Consider the following 19913-nt stretch of genomic DNA (forward strand, 5'->3'; position numbering starts at 1 on the left):
GGTTCGGCATCGTGCACGTGGACTACGACACCCAGGTGCGCACGCCGAAGGCCAGCTTCCACTGGATGCGGGACTTCATCGCCGACCCGGTCGTCACCGCCCCCGTCACCGCCCGCCCCGCGACCACCGGCCCGGTCGACATCCTGGTCGCCGGCACCCCCAAGAAGGAACGCTGAGGACCGGGGCCGCTTTCCCAGGCGCCCGAGGAATCGACGTGACGGTCCCCAGCGTCGCCCGGATCTACGACCATCTCCTCGATGGCAAGACCGACTTCGCCGTCGACCGGGCGGCGGCCGAGAAGCTCATCGAGCTGACCGCTCCTCCCGATCGTGTCGCGCACAGCCCGCCGATCCGCCAAGGCCTACCGGCGGGCCGTGCAGGAAACCCTGCGCGGCCCGCACCGGGCGACCGGCCTCGCGTGCGGGTCGGCTGCCCATAGCCGGTCTGCCCTGTCTCAGATGTCGTCGACGGTCATCGCGCCCTCGTGGGGGCGCCGGGACAGGTCGATGCCGAGCTCCTCCGCCGCGCGGAAGACGTCCTCGTCGGTATCCCTCATCTCGATCGACATGCCGTCGCTGGAGAGAACCTCGACGTTCAGGCAGAGCGACTGCATTTCCTTGATGAGGACCTTGAAGGACTCGGGAATGCCCGCCTCGGGGATGTTCTCGCCCTTGACGATGGCCTCGTAGACCTTCACGCGGCCCAGCACGTCGTCGGACTTGATCGTCAGCAGCTCCTGCAGCGCGTACGCCGCGCCGTAGGCCTCCAGGGCCCACACCTCCATCTCGCCGAAGCGCTGGCCGCCGAACTGCGCCTTACCACCCAGCGGCTGCTGGGTGATCATCGAGTACGGGCCGGTCGAACGAGCGTGGATCTTGTCGTCGACCAGGTGCAGCAGCTTCAGGATGTAGATGTAGCCCACCGAGATCGGGTGCGGGAACGGCTCGCCGGAACGGCCGTCGAACAGCCGCGCCTTGCCACTGGGCATCACCATCCGGTCGCCGTCGCGGTCGACGAGAGTGCTGCCCAGAAGACCGATGATCTCCTGTTCTCCGGCGCCGTCGAACACCGGCGTGGCGACATTGGTCCAGGGCTCGACCCTGTCGATGTCCTTCTCGCGCAGGCGCTCGGCCCACTCCTCCCGCACCTCGCTGATGTCCCAGCCCTGCGCCGCGATCCACCCGAGGTGTGTCTCCAGCACCTGACCGACGTTCATACGCCCGGGGACGCCCAGCGGGTTGAGAATGATGTCGACCGGGGTGCCGTCCTCGAGGAACGGCATGTCCTCCACCGGGAGGATCTTGGAGATGACGCCCTTGTTGCCGTGACGGCCGGCGAGCTTGTCCCCATCGGTGATCTTGCGCTTCTGCGCCACGTACACCCGGACCAGCTCGTTGACGCCCGGAGGAAGCTCGTCGCCCTCCTCGCGGCTGAACACGCGCACCCCGATGACCTTGCCGGACTCACCGTGCGGCACCTTCAGCGAGGTGTCACGCACCTCACGCGCCTTCTCTCCGAAGATCGCACGCAGCAGCCGCTCCTCGGGCGTCAGCTCCGTCTCACCCTTGGGCGTCACCTTGCCCACCAGGATGTCGCCCGTCTCCACCTCGGCGCCGATCCGGATGATGCCGCGCTCGTCGAGATCGGCCAGCGCGTCCTCGGAGGCGTTGGGGATGTCGCGGGTGATCTCCTCGGGGCCCAGCTTGGTGTCGCGGGCGTCGACCTCGTGCTCTTCGATGTGGATCGACGACAGCACGTCGTCCTGCACCAGACGCTGGGACAGGATGATCGCGTCCTCGTAGTTGTGGCCCTCCCACGGCATGAACGCGACCAGCAGGTTCTTGCCCAGCGCCATCTCACCGTTGTCGGTGCACGGCCCGTCGGCGACGACCTGACCCTGCTCGACCCGGTCCCCTTCGGCCACGATCGGCTTCTGGTTGAAACACGTGCCCTGGTTGGACCGCTTGAACTTCGCCACCCGGTAGGTCGTCCGCGTGCCGTCGTCGTTCATCACCGTGATGTAGTCGGCCGAGACCTCCTCCACCACGCCGGCCTTCTCGGCCGTGATCACATCACCGGCATCGGTCGCGGCACGATACTCCATACCGGTCCCGACCAGCGGCGCCTCGCTCTTCAGCAGCGGCACCGACTGACGCTGCATGTTCGAACCCATCAGCGCCCGGTTGGCGTCGTCGTGCTCCAGGAACGGAATCATGGCCGTCGCCACCGACACCATCTGACGCGGCGACACGTCGATGTAGTCGATCTCCTCCGCACGCGCGAGCTCGGTCTCACCACCCTTCGTACGCACCAGGACGCGCGACTCGGCGAAGCTGCCGTCGGCGTTCAGCGCCGTGTTGGCCTGCGCCTTGACGTACTTGTCCTCCTCGTCCGCGGTCAGGTAGTCGATCTCGTCGGTCACCTTGCCGTCGACGACCCTCCGATAGGGCGTCTCGACGAAACCGAAGGCGTTGACCCGCCCGAAGGAGGCCAGCGAGCCGATCAGGCCGATGTTCGGCCCCTCCGGCGACTCGATCGGGCACATCCGGCCGTAGTGGGACGGGTGCACGTCCCGAACCTCGAAACCGGCCCGCTCCCGCGACAGACCACCGGGACCCAGCGCGTTCAGACGCCGCTTCTGCGTCAGGGCGGCGAGCGGGTTGATGTGGTCCATGAACTGCGACAGCTGCGAGGTGCCGAAGAACTCCTTGATCGACGCCACGACCGGGCGGATGTTGATCAGGGTCTGCGGCGTGATCGCCTCGACGTCCTGCGTCGTCATGCGCTCGCGCACGACGCGCTCCATACGGGCCAGGCCCAGCCGGACCTGGTTCTGGATCAGCTCGCCCACCGTGCGCAGACGGCGGTTGCCGAAGTGGTCGATGTCGTCGATCTCGACATCGGCCTCGCCGGCGTGCAGGCGCACGAGGTATTCGATGGTGGCGACGATGTCCTCGTCGGTCAGCGTGCCCTGGGTGATGTCGGCCTGGACGCCCAGCTTCTTGTTGATCTTGTAGCGGCCGACCTTGGCCAGGTCGTAGCGCTTCGGGTTGAAGTACAGGTTCTCCAGCAACGCCTGCGCCGACTCCTTGGTCGGCGGCTCACCCGGACGCAGCTTGCGGTAGATGTCCAGCAGCGCATCGTCCTGGCCGGAGGTGTGGTCCTTCTCCAGGGTCGCCCGCATCGACTCGTACTGGCCGAAACGCTCAAGAATCTGGTCGTTGGTCCAGCCGAGCGCCTTGAGCAGCACGGTGACCGGCTGCTTGCGCTTGCGGTCGACGCGTACGCCGACGCTGTCCCGCTTGTCGATCTCGAACTCCAGCCAGGCACCCCTGGAGGGGATGACCTTGCACCCGTAGAGGTCCTTGTCGGAGGTCTTGTCGGGATTCCGCTCGAAGTACACCCCGGGCGACCGCACGAGCTGGGAGACCACGACACGCTCGGTGCCGTTGACGATGAACGTGCCCTTCGACGTCATGAGCGGGAAGTCGCCCATGAACACCGTCTGGCTCTTGATCTCACCTGTGGTGTTATTGATGAACTCCGCCGTGACGAACATCGGGGCGGAGTAGGTCATGTCCTTGTCTTTGCACTCATCGACTGAGTACTTGGGCGGCTCGAACCTGTGGTCCCGGAACGACAGGGACATGGTTCCGGAGAAGTCCTCGATGGGACTGATCTCCTCGAAGATCTCTTCGAGACCTGATTGGGGCGGAATGTCCTTGCGCCCGGCCTGGCGAGCCGCCTCGACCCGGCCCTTCCATCTCTCGTTCCCCACCAGCCAGTCGAAGGACTCGGTCTGCAGGGCGAGAAGGTCGGGCACTTCGAGCGGCTCCCGGATGCGCGCGAAGGAGACGCGGCGGGGACCGGCGGGTACGGCGGAGGCGTTGCGCGAGGCTGCCAACAGATGTCCTTCCGGGGGATGGCGGACTGACGACACGCGCGCCGAACGACATCACAGCCGAAAACGAAGGAGTGGGATGCCGAGGGCGAGCATGATGGAAGGGCAGCATAAACCAAAAGGCAAACGAAAGTCCATCAATATCGAGCCAGTCAACCTCTATCCCGCAATCAGAATTCCACGCCGGCGAGGAATTCGTCAAGCCGAACTCGCGATTTCGCTAGTCGACGGCTGGCCCACCGGCGTCGCGGCCGGGTTCCGATGTGCCCCACGACAACTGGGCGGGCCGACGAGGATGAGCTCGCCGACCCGCCCAGGCAGCGGGAATGCGCGGTGGCCGGTTAGGTTAGGCGCAGTTGATGGCGGTGTAGGAGGGGTTGTAGGTCGAGGTGACCTGCCGGCCATCGATCGTCGCGGTCGCCGTCACGGTCGCACTGCCCGTGGCGATCTGCCCGGCCCTGGTGCTGAAGGACTGGTAGGCCTGCTTGCCTTGGGCGACGTCGGCCACGGCCTTCGAACCGTAGGGGGTGGTCAGCGTCACGTTCGCCGGCACGGCGGCGTTGTTGACCGCGGTCACGGCCACGTACGCCGTGGTGCCCACGCAGCGGGCGGTGGCGGTCACGGCCAGCGCGAGCTCCGGAGTGACCGGCACCGTGAATGACGCCGCAGCTTCCGACGCCTTCAGGTAGTCGAAGCCGAGGTACTCGGCCTTGACCGTCCGGGTGCCCGCAGGCAGACCCGCCGGCAGCGTGACCGTGGCCGCGCCGTCCTCCAGGTAGGCGAGCTTCGACCACGAGCCGACGCTGAACCGCACCTGACCGCCGGTCTCGAAACCGTCGGCCGCCTTGACCGTGGCGGTGGCCGTGGTCGTCTCGGCCCCGCTCGCGTACGGCTCGACAGCCACCTCAGTGGTGGTCGTGACGTCGCTGTTCGGGATCTTGCGGATGTCGTTCCACTCGCGGAGGGTGATCGGGGTCACGGTGCCGTGACGCGGACGGGCGACGCCCGCGTTGGTCATCGTGATCGCCTTGGCGTTCCAGGTCGGAGCCTCGATGTCGGCGTGGCACGCGGCCTGGTATCCACCACCGTTCGTGTACCGGTCACCCCAGAGGTAGAACTGGCCGGGGCAGGAGGTGTCACCAGGGTTGGCCTTGAAGACGATCGGCCCCTCGTATCCCTGGTTGGCGACCCACGTCGTGCGCCCCAGAGCCGGAGCGACCAACGTCCAGTTGTTGATGTTGCTGTCCAGGAAGTCGGTGTGCTTCTCCGAGAAGATGTCCGAGCCCTGGTTGCCGGCCTCGTTCTTGGTCACGCGGTAGTAGTGGTCACCGACCCGGATCGCGGTCGTGTCGATCCGCGACAGAGGGGCCGGGTTCTGCCAGACCTTGGGAGCGGAGAACGTCTGGAAGTCGCGCGTCGTGGCGTACCACATCTGCGCGTTGCCCTGACCGGTGCGGTTCACGGGGTCGTTCCACAGCGACTGTGCCCAGAACACGACGTAGGCGCCGATCTCCTCGACCCACAGCGACTCGGGCGCGAAGGCGTTGCCCGCGTTGTCTGGCGCGACTTTCACGTGCCGCTGAGGAGTCCAATGCACGAGGTCGTGCGACTCGAACACCTCGATGTACTGGGTGTCGTTGATGGCGTATCCGCCCTGGTCGTACCAGTTCAGGTCGGTGGCGATCATGTAGAACGTGTCGCCGTCGGGTGAGCGGACGATGTGCGGGTCACGAAGGCCCTGGTCGCCCAGCTGGGAGATGAGCGACGGCCGGCCTCCGGTCAGACCGGTCCAGTCCAGAGCGGTGTTTCCGTTGGACGTCGCGAACATGATCTGCTCGCCGTCGGCGATCCCCTCGCCCTTGAAGTACCCCAGGAAGTACCGCTCGTACTCCTCGGAACGGGGCTTGGCGGTGATGGTCACCGGGAACGACTTCGTCTTCGAGGCCGAGCCCTTGGTGATGGTCGCCGTCAGGACGGCCTCGACATCCGCACGGCCGAAGGCCGGGCGGGTCACCTCACCCTTCGGCGTGACGAGTTCGGTGCTCGACTTCCAGGTGATCGTGGATCCGAACTCGCCGGTTGCCGGGAGGTTGATGTTTCCGCGCACGTCGTCGGTGGCGTACAGGGACAGGTCGAACGTGTCCCGGTCGACCGCCTGCGCGTCGTCGAACTCGGCCTTCACCACGACGGGGATCTCCCGTGTGGCGACCTCCTGGGCGCCCTTGCGGACAGTCGCCGTGAGCGTGGCCTTCGCGTCGGGCTGCCCCTTCGCGGGTCGGGTGATCTTGCCGGTCACCGCGACCTTGCGTGCGCTGGGGAGGGCCGGCGGGGTGTAGACCTCGACGACCGACGGGTCCGAACTCGTCCACGTGATGGCCGAGCCCGCCACTGAGCCCACCTTGGGCAGAACGATGTCGTGCACGATCGCACTGGTCAGGCCGAGGTCGATGGCGGCGGCGTCGGCGCGAACGCCGTCGGAGACGGTCTTGTTCGCCAGGGCGAGTGTCTCGTCGAGGCTCACTGCCCGGTCGTAGACCCGGAAGTCCCGGAGCGTTCCGCGGAATGAGTAGTGGCCCGACGTCTGCGAGCGAGCGAGGAAGTTGCAGTTGGTCCCCGCGGCGTTCACCGACGGCGGCGTGGTCAGGTTCGTCGACGTCGCGTGCAGCACGCCGTCGAGGTAAAGACTGCCGGTCCAGCTCGTACCGTTCGCGTTCAGTGACTGCGTGTAGGTGACGTGCGTCCACGCTCCCTCGGGCATGCGGACCCGGTTCTGCTGGAGGTTCGCCGAACCCACCGCGACGCGGAACCGCTGGGTGTTCGACGCGAAGATGGAGCCCTGGGCGCCGGTGTCGACGTCGCACGAGCCGGATTTCGCGCCGAAGCTCCACATCTGGTGCTCGCCGACGTTCGCCGGGTCGATCCACACGTCATAGTCGACGGTGAGGTTCGACATGCCGGCGGTGAGATTGTTCGGCAGCGCCACGTACGCACCGTCGAGGGCGCTTTCGTAGGAGTCGGGGTTGAATCTGACTCCTTCGCCGGTCAAGGTCGCCTTTTCCGGATGCACGAGCATGGCGTTCGCCGCCGAGCCCGCGCTACCCGAGTTGACCAGCGTCGTCCCACCGGTCTCGTCGAGGGCGAAGTGGTGCACCAGGCCCTCGTTCAGCGTCTCCTCGGCAGCCTGCGAGGGCGTCGCCGCGAACGAGACCGAGAGAAGCGCGCCCAGTGCCAGGCCCGCGACACCTCTACCCTTGCGACTCAGCCTGTGACGCGACCTTTGCTGTCGCATTCTCAATTGATCCTCCTCGATCCGCTCGCTGTGGACACGTGGGGCACGGCCCGGTCAGGGGCGGGGCCGGACCCACGCGCGGGGCAGGCGAAGCCCGAAAGGGTGGTCAGCGTGCCGGCAAGGCCCGGCAGGATCAGGCCTCGTTGAGCGCTCTGACGAGACGAGGGCAGCACAGACAAAGGTTCACCTCGCTGTGGAGTGTGGGGGGTGGCGTGAACTGGGGTGGATGGGGCTATATGTCGCAGGTGTCCGGGTCTTGAATGCAGACCCTAACCTCCAGCCCCAGTGAAAGATAGCGCTAACATCAGTAAACTTTGTCAGTGGACTGATGAAAGCTACGTGAGGCCTGGATAAAGCTCTCACCCGATGCTGGTTGCCGGCTTCCTGCTGCTCACCGCATGACCGCTTGAGCCGACACGGCCGGCTGGAGCGACGAGTGGAGCGGCTGTCTGGGCGAGGCCTCGGAGTCCGCGGTACCGCGCTCGGCGAAGGCCTGGAGAGGACACGCGGCCTCGCAAACCCCCGCTCGGTCATGAGCTTGTTCACCGCGACCTCGGCCTCGCCGGACCGCGAAGTACGCCCGGCCCGGGAATTCGGGGACGGGGTCGCCGACAACAAGCCGGGCGCTCCCCTGCTCGTACGCCAGGTCACCTTGGCCTGGCCGCCACCGGGCATCTTGGCAACGACACCCGAAAACGGACTTTGACCCTGATTTCGCGCGTTGACCCGCCTCACTCGGCGAGGAGGACGCGTTTGCGTCCGTACCCGCCTGTTATCCCATTGAAGGGGTTGCCGTTCCAGGGCGCGACGTGAGGAGGCCCGTCGGGAAACCGTCTGATTCCGATTCCGACACCCCGAGAAGGCACCACAGCGCGGTACTGGATGAACCCTCCAGGCCCGTGGCGCGTCCCTTGGACATGCAGAGATCGCGTTGGATCGTCATCGCTGTGCTCGCGTCGTTGTGCGCCTGCGGCCAGTCTGGTGCTGGTCCGGTACTCACTGCGGCCGGGACCGAGACGATCGTGTTGCCGCGCATCACCGTCGAGGTCACGCTCTCCGCCGAATCGATCGCCGTTCGCCCGCAGTGAGAGTCACCGAAGCTTTTGACGGCGAGACCTGCGCGGAGCCACTCCACGCCGGGCAGGATGAGCGAACCTCCACCCGCGGGCTCATGCCGTCTCCTCCTCTGGGGTGATCAGCGCGTTGAGGCGCCGGGCCTGTTTGACGAAGGCGCTGCCGCCGGTCCGCTGCGCGACCGCGGCCAGCCGTGGGATCCGTAGGCGGGCGCCGGTGAGGGAGGCGGCCGTCGCGGCGACGATGAGCAGGTCGGTCGTGCCGGTGCGGGGTCGCTCCCCCGCTTCGGGGAGGAGCTCGGTGAGCATGCGTGCGACGGCGTCCCAGACCTGGGCGTGCGCATCGGCCGCAAGAGCGTCCGCGAGCGCGGGGACAGCGCGGCCGAGCCTGGCCGTGTCCGCCGCGACGAGCACGGCCAGGAATCCTCCGAGGTCGCCACCGTTCAGGTCGCCGTGGGCGGCGTGGACCAGCAGCGCGTCGACCGCGATGCCCCGCGCGCCGTCGTCCTCACAGGCAAGGCCGTGGGCGAGTGCGGCGGCGGTCACCGCGCCGACCGGCCCCTGGCCGCAGGCCAGCCGGTACAGCGGCGCCAGGTCGGCCCGGCGGGATCTGATCAGCGGGGGCAGTCGCGGCAGGATCCAGGCGGTGATCACCTCCCGGTGGGACGGCATGAGCAGGGGCCACCAGCCCATCGTCTGGGAGGCGGTGTTCACCGCATCGGCGGGATCGACGACGCACATGCGCCGGACGAGGTCCGGCAGGTCATCATCGCGAGACCGCACGGCGGGGAAGATCCGCGTCACGATCGTGGCGGAGCCTTCATGGGGATGCAGCCGCACGACCCGGTGGCCGATCACCGGGTCGGCGAGCCCGCCCCGCCGCAGCCACGCCGCCAGCTTCCGCCCCGCGGTCGATGTCAGCGTCCCGGCCCGGGCGACCGCCGCCGGGGGGATCGTCCGCGGTAGCCGCAGGAGCGCCTGCTGGAAGTCGGCTTCCAAGGGCTCGGCGCAGGCCGCTTCCAGCCGCTCCATACGCTTGACCAGGGTCATCGGGTCGATGTGCCCGGACGTGACGGTGGGCGTGGCCAGCAGTACCGGCACCTGCGCGGTTTCGAGCTCGCGGGCGATCTCCCGCAGGCGTGTCACGACGAGGACGTCGGGAGCCGGGTCCCAGTCGCGGAAGGGGTAGAACTTCACCAGGCCGCGGAGTTTTCTACCGGCATCGGGTGCCACCGCGGCGAGCACGGCGCGCATCGTCAGCAGATGCGGGTCGTCGTTCATCCCGCCGATGCCGTGGGCGGCGAGCTCGACGTCGAGCAGGAACGGGTAACTCGCGCGGAGCACCGGCTCGACGACCGCGCGAACCGCCTCGCGGTCGCGGTGGACGAGCGCCACCAGCCCGGCGAGCAGGCGTTCGACTGTCAACGGGTCCCGCGCGGTGACGGCCAGTTCGGCGAGTTCCTCGGGCGACTCGACGGCAGGGACCGGCTCAGCCTCCTCTGCCGGTGGGGCCGGCAGGGCGGCCGGCGCGGGAACCGGCCGCCCGTCCAGGTGAAAGGCCGGGGTCAACCGGTCCCGCAGGTCGGCGGGAAGGGCGTCCGCCGCCGCGCGGACGGCCGCATGACCGTCTTCGTCCGAGTGGCCGGCCAGCCGTGACGCCGCCGCGACGGCGCGTTCGGCGATGTCACGGTGAGCGCTGCCGAAGGCCGCGGCGAATGCTCGCAGAGCGGCGCCGGTCCGCTCCCGCCTGCCACGGGCGCCGGCCTGCGCCCAGGTGAGGGCCGCACGGACGATTTTCTTCTCCGGACGGAACATCAGTGTCTTGGTCGCTTCGGCGAACAGCTCGTCCGAGAGCAGCCCGGCGTCGTCCGCGCGCCGCAGCTCGCTCACCGCGAGCTGGACGACCGGTCCCGTGGCGGTGGGCACCAGCCGCGCCAGATCCCTGACAGGGATCTCCCGCGGGCTCGGCCGCAGGGCGGAGTAGAGGTCGGTGAACGGCCGGCTCTCACCGTCGAAGAACGCGCCTGCGCAGCCCTCCAGCAACGTGCCGCGCTCCAGGACGCCGTCGCCCGCCTGGTGCGCCACGGCGGCGGCCCATGCGGGAACCAGGTCTCCCGTTCCCCGCAGCCGCGCCGCCAGACCCCGGCTGCGCAGCAGGCTTCCGGCCAGATGACGGGTCAGCCGCTCATCGGTGACACCGCCACCGGAGTCGGCCACGGCATACAGCCAGCCGAGCACGAAGGCGGAATGGCCGGGCGGCTCGATGCCGGTTTCCGCCACCAGGCGGGCGGCCGGATACCACGCCGACAGCCGGTGCGCCCGTCCCCCATCGGCCTCGTCCCTCCACGCGTCCTCGTCCGCCAGCCGGCGGACGAGTTCCGCCCGCCACCGCGTCGACCGGCCGCGCACCACCCTGGCGATGCGGCGCGCGTCGTCGTCGTGCCCGTCGAACAACCACAGGTCGGGGAGGGTCAGCCAATATGCCACCTCGGCCGCGTCGTCGAAACAGGCCGCGCCGGCCACACGCAGCGCGGGCGCCTGCGGGTCATGCGGCGGACCGTCCCACCAGCCTCTCCCGAGCCCGCCCTGTGCGGCGAACGTCCGCAGGCGCCCGGCCAGCGCGCGCCTTGCCTCGTCATCCGCCCGCTCCAGTAGATCGGCGGCGCCTTCCGCATCCGCGGCCCTGATACGGCCCGGCAACCCGCCCGGCTGCCCGGCCCGCTTCACGATCGCAGCCCAGAAGCTCACCGGCTCACCTGCTGCTGAAGACGGCGGGCCTCCTGGACCAGCCGGCTGGATCCCCCGCGCGCCGCCACCTCGGCCAGCCCGGGAATCCCGGCACGTTCCCCGCTGAGGGCGGCCGCCTTGACCGCGACCGCGAGCACCTCCCCCAGCCCGGCACGGGGCTTGTCCCCTGTGCGCGGAAGCAGGGGCGGCAGTGCCGTGAGGAGAACACGCCACACAGCCGCGTGCGCGCCCGCCGCGGTCGCCTCGTCCAGGGCGGCGGTGATCCGGTTGAGCTTGACCAGACCGGCGTCGACCAGCCGCGCGACGGCCTGACCGAGATCGGCGGCGGGCAACTGCCCGCGCGCCGTCAGGGTGACGAGGGCGTCGACGGCCGCGCCCCGCTGTGCGGGGTGCTTGTTCCCCATCCCGACGGCGAGCGCGCTCGCGGTGGCCGCTCCGACCGGGCCGTCACCGTGAACCAGCGCCGCGAGGACCTCGCCCCCGCCGCCAGAGCTGTCGATGTCGAGGGTCAGGGTCTCCAGCAGGTGGGCGGCGACGACCTCCCTGTGGGAGGGCATGACGGCCGGCCACCACACCGTCTCCCCCGCGCCGTACAGGCCCGTCGCCGGCCCCGTGCAGAGCTCGGCGACGGGCTCGGGAACACCGGCCGGCGGCGCGATCCGCACGGACATCTCCCGCACGCTGATGTAGTGGTCCGGGCTGGTGTTCCAGTGCGCGTACGGCCGCTGCACCGTCTCGATGCCGACGGTCACCTCGGGGTCGGGCAGCCCGCCCCGCCGCAGCCACTCCGCCAGCGTCCGGCCCGCCCGCGAGGTCAGCCCTTCGGCTCGTACGGCGGCCCTCGGGTCGATCTCGCGCGGCAGCCGCAGCAGCGCCTGGTGGAAGTCGGCCTGAAGCGGCTCGGCGCCCTCCAGCCGCTCCATCCGCTCGATCAGCGTCTCCGCGTCGACGTGGCCGGTGGGGGAGGTCGGTGTGGCCAGCAGCACCGGCACGCTGCGGCCCGCCTCCAGCATCTCCATGACTTCCCGCAGCCGGCGCTGCACCAGCAGCTGGATCGGCGAGTCATGGTCAGGCCGGCCACGCCGGTAGTCCGCCAGCAGGGCCGACAGCTTCCTGCTGTCGGCGGGCGCGACGACCGCCAGCGCGCACCGGCTCATCAGCGCGTGGGTGCTCCGATCGAAGCCGCTCATGCCGTACACGTAGGTGGTCGGGTCGAACGGCTGCCGCCAGTGCTTGTGCGACCCCGGCCGCAGTGCCTGTGCCACGGCGTCCCGGTCGCGGTGGGTCAGTTCGACCAGCGCGGCGAGTATGCGCTCGAACTGCGGCGGCTCGTCCGGCCACCGCAGCGTCTCGAGTTCCCAGGCCAGGTCCTCCGGCGAGGTGAGCAGGGGCGGCAGGGCGGGCAGCGGGTTCACCGCAAGGGTGGCCGGGGCTACTGTCGGCGGCTCGGCGGCCTCCACTGGACCGGCGACCGCCGCGATCTTCTCGCGCAGGTCGGCGGGAAGCCAGCAGGCCGCCGTGCGGACCATGTCCAGGGCCGGGCGGGAGGCGTGCGGAGCGAAATTGACCGCCAGCCGCACGGCCCGGTCCCGCAGCGCGGGAGTGTCCTGGTCGAACACGGCCGCCAGTGCCGGCAGCACGCCGTCGGCCCTGGACGGCGCCGCGCCTGCGATCCAGCGCAACGCGGCCGTGACGTACTTCTTCTCCGGCCGGAACGCCAGCGCCGCGACCGCCTCGGCGAACGGCTCGTCACCCAGCAGGCCCGCCTCGTCGAGCCGGCCCAGCTCCTCCAGCGCGAGCTGGACGAACGGCGACGCGGCCGACGGCAGCAGCCGGACGAACTCGACGGCGGGAATCTCCCCCGGCTCGGGCCGCAGACCCCGCCACAGGGTCACGAACGGGGCGATTTCGCCAGCCTCCCCGCCCGCCAGGAACCGTTCCACACACCCGCTGACGAGCACCTGCCGCGGCACCCGGCCCTGCCCCGCGAGCGTGACCAGCGCGGCGACGACACCCCTGTCTTCGTTCCATCCGACGTCCCAGGTCAACGCCTGGGCGGCGCCTCCGGCCCGGAACGCCCGGGGCAGCAGGTGCCCGAGCAGTGGGTCCCCGGCGAGCGCGTCGGGCGTGCCCTGGTTCATCCAGTGCCGCCTGACCAGCCGCCACAGCCAGCCGGCGGTGAACGCGTCGTTGTCCGGCGGCTCGATGCCCGTCTCCAGCACCAGGCCCGCGGCCAGATCCCACCCCGGCACACCGTTTTCCATCAGCCCTGACGCGGACCCCGACGGCGGCCGCAACCGCTCCACCAGGCGAACGGCCAGATCTTCGCGCCATGCGGCCGGCCGGTCCCCGATCAGGGCCAGGATCCGGGCGGCGTCGGCCTCGGGCTCGCGCACCCAGCGCAGGTCCCGCCGGTTCAGCCATGCCGCGACCTGCGCGGCCCCCCTCAGGCAGGCCGCCCCCGCGATTCGGAACGCGTCCGTCCGGTCCTGCGCCCAGCGCTGGCCCTCCCACCCCTTGGCCAGCCGCTCGGACAGATATCCGGGCAGCCGATCGGCGACCGCCCGCCGGCCGTGCTCGTCGAGCGTCACCAGGAACGGCGCCAGCTTCCTGGCATCGCCCGCGTCGATACGGGCGGTCACCTCCTTCCAGGGATTCACCGCGTGCCGTCCTTCGGGTCCGTCTGGGCCTGGTCGCGCACCTGCTGGGCCGCCAGCACGTGCTTGCACGGGCCGCGGCTGCCTCGGAAGTCGGCGTACCAGGGGCACGTGCAGACCGGGCCGCCCGGGGTCAGCCGGACCCGCCGCTCCCCCACCACCGCGGTGTCGGGAGCGGTGAACCGGACGGCTCCTCGCTTCACCAGGTCCCGGGCCGCCTTGAGCCGGGGATTCATCGTTGCCACCCGGCCCGGGTCGTAGGGCAGCTCCCGATGGAAGTGCGCCGCCTCGGCCACGTCGTAGCCGACCCGGCCCGCCGTACCGAGCTGGGTCAGCGCGGCGCGGACCCGGTCCCTGGGCAGCCCGCACCGGTCCGCCAGCAGATCGGCGTCCAGGCGCGGCTCGAACGCCAGCATCGCACCGACCAGGTCGGCGTCCTCCTCCGCGTGCGCGGTGGCCAGGTCGTCCAGCACCGCGCCCTCCCCCGAAAATCCCCTGCGCGGCTCCGGCGACAGGGTCAACACGTAGCGCATGCCGGGCAGCTCCAGCTCCCAGGCGCTCGCGACCGCAAGCCCGTGCGCCGGGACGGCCGGGCCGTACACCCGCAGCCCGTCGGCGAAGCGCAGCAGAGGCAGCAGGGTGGCCAGCCGATCGGGGCCGGGCAGGCAGACCGCGCCCGCCGCAGGACGGGCCGACAGCCGCAGCGACCGGCCGGCGGGCACCGCCCACAGCACCCCGCGCCTGGGCAGCGACCGCAGGAATCGCACCGCCTCCGGCCCGGGCAGCTCCGCGCGCAGGTCGAACCCGGAGGCGATGACCTGCACCTCGGCGAAGCCCCGCACCCACCGCGTCGGCAGCGGCACCTTCTTCTCCACCACCGCGCCGTCGAGCGTGGTGGCCACCAGTTCCTCGACGCCTACCCGCAGATGCAGAGGGTCGTTCCCGCCGACCCGGACCAGCGCCCGCCGCAGCGGGTCGTTGACGTCCACGTTGGTGGTGCCGAGCTCGACGACCTCGCCGTCGAGCGCCTGCTGCAGGACATCCAGCCGGGCGTAGACGCCGCCGCAGGCGGAGAAGGACTCGAAGCGCAATCGGTCACCGTTGCACGTCACCACCGGATCACGAACGATCCCGGTGGGCCGGGCGTCGTAGTAGCGGGCCCTGGCCACGTCGGCGACCCCGAGCAGCCCGGCCGCCGCCGGCGCCGCCCGGGTCAGCAGGCCGCTGAAGAACGCGGGGTGGCAGGCAGGCCCGCTGGGGGTCACGCCCCCGGAGGTGGACAGGTCGAGCTGACCTGAGGACAGGTCGAGCCCGGAGGAACGCGCATAGGAGTACGCCAGCACCGCATCAGCCATGGCCCGGGACGCTACAGATCATGACCGACATTCCGCCGGCCTGACGGCGATCATGCCGGGCCTGACGAGGCGTCCCGGCCGGCCTGGGCCGTACACGTCGTCGGCTCGGCACAATTGCTGACGTGCGAGTCGGATTGCTCGGGCCGTTCGAGGTCCGGAACGGTGATGGGGCCGTGGTGGAGGTTCCCGGGATTCGGCTGCGCGCACTGCTCGCCGCGCTCGCCCTCGAACCCGGCCGGATCGTCACGCGTACGCGGCTGGTGGACTGGATCTGGGGGCGACGGCCACCCGCGGACGAGGCCAACGCCTTACAGGCGTTGGTGTCCAGGCTGCGCAAGGTGCTGCCGGACGGCGTGAGTGCCGTCCGCGACCAGTTCCCGGATGATCTCCCACATGGTGCGGCGGCTGCGCGGGTCGAGCCCGGTCGTGGGCTCGTCCAGGAAGATGACCTGCGGCTTGCCGACCAGCGTCATGGCGAGGTCCAGCTTGCGGCGCATGCCGCCGGAGTAGGACGCCGCCGGTCTGCCCGCCGCTTCGGCCAGGTTGAACCGGTCGAGCAACCGGCGGGCGACCGCTCTACCTCCTTGGGCAGGTGCAGGAGATCCGCCATCAGCAGGAGGTTCTCCTCGCCGGTGAGCAGGTCGTCCACCGCGGCGAACTGCCCGGTGACCCCGATGGCCGCGCGCACCGCCCTGGTCTCCGTGACCACGTCGTGCCGGCGACGACCGCTTTGCCGGCGTCGGGGGTCAGCAACGTGGTCAGCACGTTCACCGTCGTCGTCTTCCCCGCGCCGTTGGGCCCGAGCAGGGCGAAGACAGTGCCGGTCCGGACATCCAGGTCGACGCCGTCGAGCACGATCTTGTCTCTGTATGCCTTTCGCAGCCCCGAGGCCGTGATGGCTGATCCGTTCATGGCGTCCACGATCTCCGGCCGCCCTGACACCGGGCCGTCGCCGTGCTGACGCGGCCGCTGATACGCCGGGTCCGCGTGCGCTGATCAGGTCAGCCGAGGACCATCGGCAGTCTCGCGGCCAGCTCGCCCAGTTCCGCCTGCTCCGCGGCGGTCGGCGCACGCCGTCCCGTGCCGGCCAGCAGCGCGTCTTTGTCCGAGAACGACGCGGGGAAGGCACTCGCGGCGATCTTCTCGAGCATCTCGCGGGACCGGGCGAGTCCCTCTGCGGGCGGCTCCGGAGCGTGCGGCAGGTGCGCGACCAGGTCCAGGTGGTGCAGCGTCCACTCCAGGACGTACGCCGAAAGGTAGTCGCCCGCGGTGAGGACCTCCCCGCGGGTGCCGACCCGGAGGTCCGGGTCGGCGAGTTCGGCGGCGCGGCCCGCGGCGGAGCCGACGTCGTCGAGGTGGAACTTGAGCAGCCGGGGCTCCTCGTAGGCGGCGGCCAGCCGGACGATCAGCGCGTCGAGCGGGTCGTCGCCGCTCGGCGGCGTTCGGGCGACGTCCCAGTAGGTGATCGCGTCGCGGGTCGGTTCGGTGCCGGCCGGGGTCACGAGGGTGATCAGGACGTCCTGGGCGTCGATCACCAGATGGCACACCAGGTCCCGTACGAGCCAGCCGGCACAGCCGGACGGCCGCGCGAAGTCCTCGTCCGGTAGTTCGGCGACCACCCTGCGCAATGCCGTCCACGAGCGCGTGAAGAGATCCACATTCGGCACGGTAGTGCGCGGCGCGACGGGCCCGCCACCTACGTCGACCGGCGACTCGGCGATCAGCCGCCCGGCGCGACCCACAGGCGGACCGCCAGGCCGAGGCCGATCAGGGCGACCAGCCAGCGCAGCAGCCCGGCCGGCAGGCGCCGGGTGACCCGGGGACCGAGCGTGGACCCGGCGAACAGGCCCGCCGCGAGAGGGGCGACGGCCGCCCAGTCGACGGGCCCGAAGACGGCGAACCCGGCGGCGGAGACCAGGGCGCCGGCGCCGAGCAGCATGTTCTTCAGGGCGTTGGCGGCGGGCAGCGTCGGCTCGGAGGTCACCAGAAGGAGGGCGAGGATCATCACCCCCGATCCCGCGCCGAAGTATCCGTTGTAGACCGACAGGGCGGTCAGCCCGAGCAGGAGGACGGCGTCCGCGGTACCACGCCGCTCGTGACGTACGGCGAGCCGGGGCTGCGCGAGCAGCGCCAGCGAACCCGCGGCCACGAGGAAGGGCACGACGCGGGCGAAGACACCGGGCGGGGTGGACAGCAGCAACGCCGACCCCGCCGCCCCGCCGAGCGCCGACAGCGGCAGCCACCGCCGCAGCCAGGGCCCCTTCCCGCGCAACTCGGGCCGTGAGGCGAGGGCCGAGCCGGGCCAGCAGGCCACGAGCGCGACGATGTTGGCCACGTTCGCCGCGAGTGCGGGAAGGCCCGCCGCGAGCAGCGCCGGATAGGAGATGAGGGAGGTGATGCCGCCCGCGGTGCCGACCAGCCCGGCGAGGACCCCGGCGGCGGCCAGCAGCGCGAGGTCCCCGACGCCGGTCACGCCCCGGCGTGGGTCCCGCGCGCCGAGCGCCGCCAGGCGTCGATCACGGCACGCTCCTCGGCCGGGTCGAGCCCTGGCGGGAACGCGGGAACCTCCCCGGACCCGCTCAGCCACGCCCAGGTGTCGGCGACGGTCTCCACCACCGGGCGGCACCGCAGCCCCGTGGCCACGGCCCGGCCGACGTCGGTCCGGATGAGCCCCGCCAGCGCGGGCCCGGGCGGGATCCATCCCGGCAGCGCCGCCCAGCGGTCGATCCCGGCGGCCTCGATCGCGTCGGGCTCGACCCACACCGGCTCGGCGAGCCCGCCGGTGACCGCGACCGCGGACTCCAGCAGGTCGCGGGTCGTGCAGTGCCCCTCCGGGTTTACCAGGTTGACCGGACCCCGCACGCCGCCCTCGGCCGCGTCGAGGAGCCAGGCCGCGAGGTCCCGCACGTCCACGTAGCGGAACGGCTGGGCGGCCGGGCCGGGGGCGAGCATCTCCCCACCCCGCGCGGCCCGCAGCAGCCAGTGCGGCAGCTGCCCGGGAAGCTCATGCGGGCCGAGGATCAGCCCGGCCCTGGCCAGCACGGCGCGGTCGCCGAAGGCCTGCTCCACCGCGATCTCGCCGCCCCGCTTGTTGGGGGCGTAGTCGACGTCCTCGGCGTCCGCCGACGCCTCGACCGTGGGCCAGTCCTCGTTCAGGCCGGCAGGCATCGGAGGGGCGTACACCGCCCTGCTGGAAACGTACACGTACCTGTCCGCGCTCCCGGCGAGCGCGCGGGCGCTGTCCCGTACGACCCGGGGCGCGCCGGCCCAGGTGTCCACCACTGCGTCCCACCGGCTCTCCGCGAGCGGGGCGAGGTCGGCCGGGCGCAGCCGATCGCCGGTCACCGCCTCGGCCGCGGGGTGGGCCCATCCGGCCAGCCCGCGGGTGAACGTGGTCACGTGCCAGCCGCGCTCCACCGCGGCCGTGACCACCCACCTGCCGACGAACGTCGTGCCGCCCAGCACCAGCAGTCGCATGGCGCTCACCCCTGCCTGCGGACGCGGTACAGGACGTGCCGGCGCAGCGGGTGTCCCTCGGGGAGCACGGGGTGGTCGAAGTCCCCCGCGGGGTCGTGGGTCATCCCGATCCTCCGCATCACGGCCTGCGAGCGGACGTTGGGCACCGCCGTGAACGAGACGATCTCGGTCAGGCCGAGGCGGCCGAACCCGTCCTCCAGCGACGCCCGTGCCGCCTCCGAGGCGTACCCATGCCCCCAGGCGGAGCGGGCGAGACGCCAGCCGATCTCCACGCACGGCGTGAAGTGCGCGGTGAACCTGGGGACCTGCAGTCCGGTGAAGCCGATGAACTTCCCGTCCGCCTCGACCGCCCACCAGCCGAACCCGCGCTCGTCGAACCCGGCGTCGGCGCGCTCGGCGAGCGCGTCGCTCTCCTCGCGGGACAGCGTGGCCGGGAAGTGCTCCATGACGACCGGATCGGCGTTCAGCGCCGCGAACGGCTCCTTGTCCTCCTCGCGCCACCGCCGCAGCACCAGGCGTGCAGTATTGATCGAATTCGTCACCCGCCGACGATAGTGCACGCGGGCTTCTTGGGGCGCTGATGACGGACCCCGATGCGGGGGGCGGGAGAAAGCAGGGGCGGAAGTCGGCTAGAGTCGTTCATGGCCGATGTGGTTTGTGTCCCCCGGGCCGCAATCACCGCCTTCACGGAATACCGTTCGGCTGGAGCCGTGTTGTGCATCTCGCCGAGGAGGCGACCGCCACATCGGCCCTCGACGTGGACGCCCCGCGAGACTCGGTCTCGCGGGGCGTCGTCTCGTTCCGGGGCCGTCACCAGGTCCGGCCCGCGGGCAGGCTCGTCAGGCCGGGCGCGGACAGGTGCAGCACCTCGTAGCGCTCGGCGTCTCCGTGGAGGCCCGGCGCCTCCCGCTCCCACAGCGCGAACGTCATCAGCCGCCAGTCGTGAGGGTCCACGGCGAGGGCCGCGGTGTGCAGGCCGCCCTCGCCGCCCAGCTCACGCAGTCCGGTGAGGGCGGCCGCCACCTGCTCCGTCAGGTCGGCCGAGTGGGGCAGCGAGACCAGCCGCCGCGACGCCGCGCGGGGCGCCGTCCCCCTGGCCGGGCCCGCCTCGACGGCCAGCCCCGTCCAGTGCCGCACGGCCGGGCGGCCGAAGTCGGCGACGATGCCCTGGAAGCCGCCCCCGCCGACCAGGAACTCGCCCATCCTCCCGGCGTCGTTCCAGAGGTAGAACGGCGCGTACTGGTTGACCGGGGAGCCGGCGGCGCCGCGCTCGCGGACCAGGTAGGCCTTGAGCCCGAGTCCGGGCCGGTCGTCGAGGGCGTGGCCGCGGGTGGCCACCCGCTCCCGGATGATCGTCATGTCGTAGTCGGCGGGCAGAGTGATCTCGTACTGCATCGCGTACACGGGCGGTTC

The 19913-nt window shown here is 71.0% G+C and carries 12 protein-coding genes and 1 pseudogene; 2 read left to right on the forward strand and 11 right to left on the reverse strand.

Annotated features, from left to right (window positions below):
- Positions 1 to 214: 214 nt before the first annotated feature.
- Positions 215 to 439, forward strand: coding sequence for an SAM-dependent methyltransferase (locus tag ACWEQG_RS37935; protein WP_452292335.1), 225 nt, complete (start codon positions 215 to 217; stop codon positions 437 to 439).
- 15 nt (positions 440 to 454) lie between these two features.
- Here the strand turns inward: ACWEQG_RS37935 and rpoB are convergent, their stop codons facing one another.
- Together rpoB and ACWEQG_RS37945 are read right to left on the reverse strand one after the other, a co-directional pair.
- On the reverse strand, positions 455 to 3904 hold the full coding sequence (rpoB, locus tag ACWEQG_RS37940; RefSeq protein ID WP_452292337.1) for a DNA-directed RNA polymerase subunit beta: 3450 nt from the start codon (positions 3902 to 3904) through the stop codon (positions 455 to 457).
- 343 nt (positions 3905 to 4247) lie between these two features.
- Positions 4248 to 7190: an immunoglobulin-like domain-containing protein gene (locus tag ACWEQG_RS37945; RefSeq protein WP_452292338.1), complete on the reverse strand. Its 2943-nt coding sequence runs from the start codon at positions 7188 to 7190 to the stop codon at positions 4248 to 4250.
- A gap of 911 nt (positions 7191 to 8101) precedes the next feature.
- Here ACWEQG_RS37945 and ACWEQG_RS37950 point away from each other — a divergent pair.
- Positions 8102 to 8278, forward strand: coding sequence for a hypothetical protein (locus ACWEQG_RS37950; protein ID WP_452292340.1), 177 nt, complete (start codon positions 8102 to 8104; stop codon positions 8276 to 8278).
- Positions 8279 to 8359: 81 nt separating this feature from the next.
- Here the strand turns inward: ACWEQG_RS37950 and ACWEQG_RS37955 are convergent, their stop codons facing one another.
- The 9 genes and pseudogenes from ACWEQG_RS37955 to ACWEQG_RS37995 all read right to left on the reverse strand — a co-directional run bounded on the left by ACWEQG_RS37955 (position 8360) and on the right by ACWEQG_RS37995 (position 19895).
- Positions 8360 to 11011 (reverse strand): DUF7824 domain-containing protein, encoded by a 2652-nt coding sequence (locus ACWEQG_RS37955; RefSeq protein WP_452292342.1) that lies wholly within the window; start codon positions 11009 to 11011, stop codon positions 8360 to 8362.
- On the reverse strand, positions 11008 to 13671 hold the full coding sequence (locus ACWEQG_RS37960; protein WP_452292344.1) for a DUF7824 domain-containing protein: 2664 nt from the start codon (positions 13669 to 13671) through the stop codon (positions 11008 to 11010). The genes ACWEQG_RS37955 and ACWEQG_RS37960 overlap by 4 nt, the downstream gene beginning before the upstream one ends.
- Positions 13668 to 15023 (reverse strand): SWIM zinc finger family protein, encoded by a 1356-nt coding sequence (locus ACWEQG_RS37965; RefSeq protein WP_452292345.1) that lies wholly within the window; start codon positions 15021 to 15023, stop codon positions 13668 to 13670. The genes ACWEQG_RS37960 and ACWEQG_RS37965 overlap by 4 nt, the downstream gene beginning before the upstream one ends.
- Before the next feature lie 359 nt (positions 15024 to 15382).
- A pseudogene (locus tag ACWEQG_RS37970) lies at positions 15383 to 15935 on the reverse strand (ABC transporter ATP-binding protein); the annotation flags it as partial.
- Between the two features lie 89 nt (positions 15936 to 16024).
- Positions 16025 to 16681, reverse strand: coding sequence for a maleylpyruvate isomerase N-terminal domain-containing protein (locus tag ACWEQG_RS37975; RefSeq protein ID WP_452292347.1), 657 nt, complete (start codon positions 16679 to 16681; stop codon positions 16025 to 16027).
- Positions 16682 to 16743: 62 nt separating this feature from the next.
- Positions 16744 to 17496, reverse strand: a complete 753-nt coding sequence (locus tag ACWEQG_RS37980; protein WP_452292349.1) for a sulfite exporter TauE/SafE family protein — start codon at positions 17494 to 17496, stop codon at positions 16744 to 16746.
- Positions 17493 to 18500, reverse strand: a complete 1008-nt coding sequence (locus ACWEQG_RS37985) for an NAD-dependent epimerase/dehydratase family protein (protein ID WP_452292351.1) — start codon at positions 18498 to 18500, stop codon at positions 17493 to 17495. The genes ACWEQG_RS37980 and ACWEQG_RS37985 overlap by 4 nt, the downstream gene beginning before the upstream one ends.
- A 5-nt stretch (positions 18501 to 18505) precedes the next feature.
- Complete coding sequence (locus ACWEQG_RS37990; protein ID WP_452292353.1) at positions 18506 to 19042, reverse strand: GNAT family N-acetyltransferase; 537 nt, start codon at positions 19040 to 19042, stop codon at positions 18506 to 18508.
- 268 nt (positions 19043 to 19310) lie between these two features.
- Positions 19311 to 19895: a DUF4865 family protein gene (locus ACWEQG_RS37995; RefSeq protein ID WP_452292394.1), complete on the reverse strand. Its 585-nt coding sequence runs from the start codon at positions 19893 to 19895 to the stop codon at positions 19311 to 19313.
- Between the last annotated feature and the right edge of the window lie 18 nt (positions 19896 to 19913).

The organism is Microbispora sp. NPDC004025 (genome assembly GCF_053604425.1).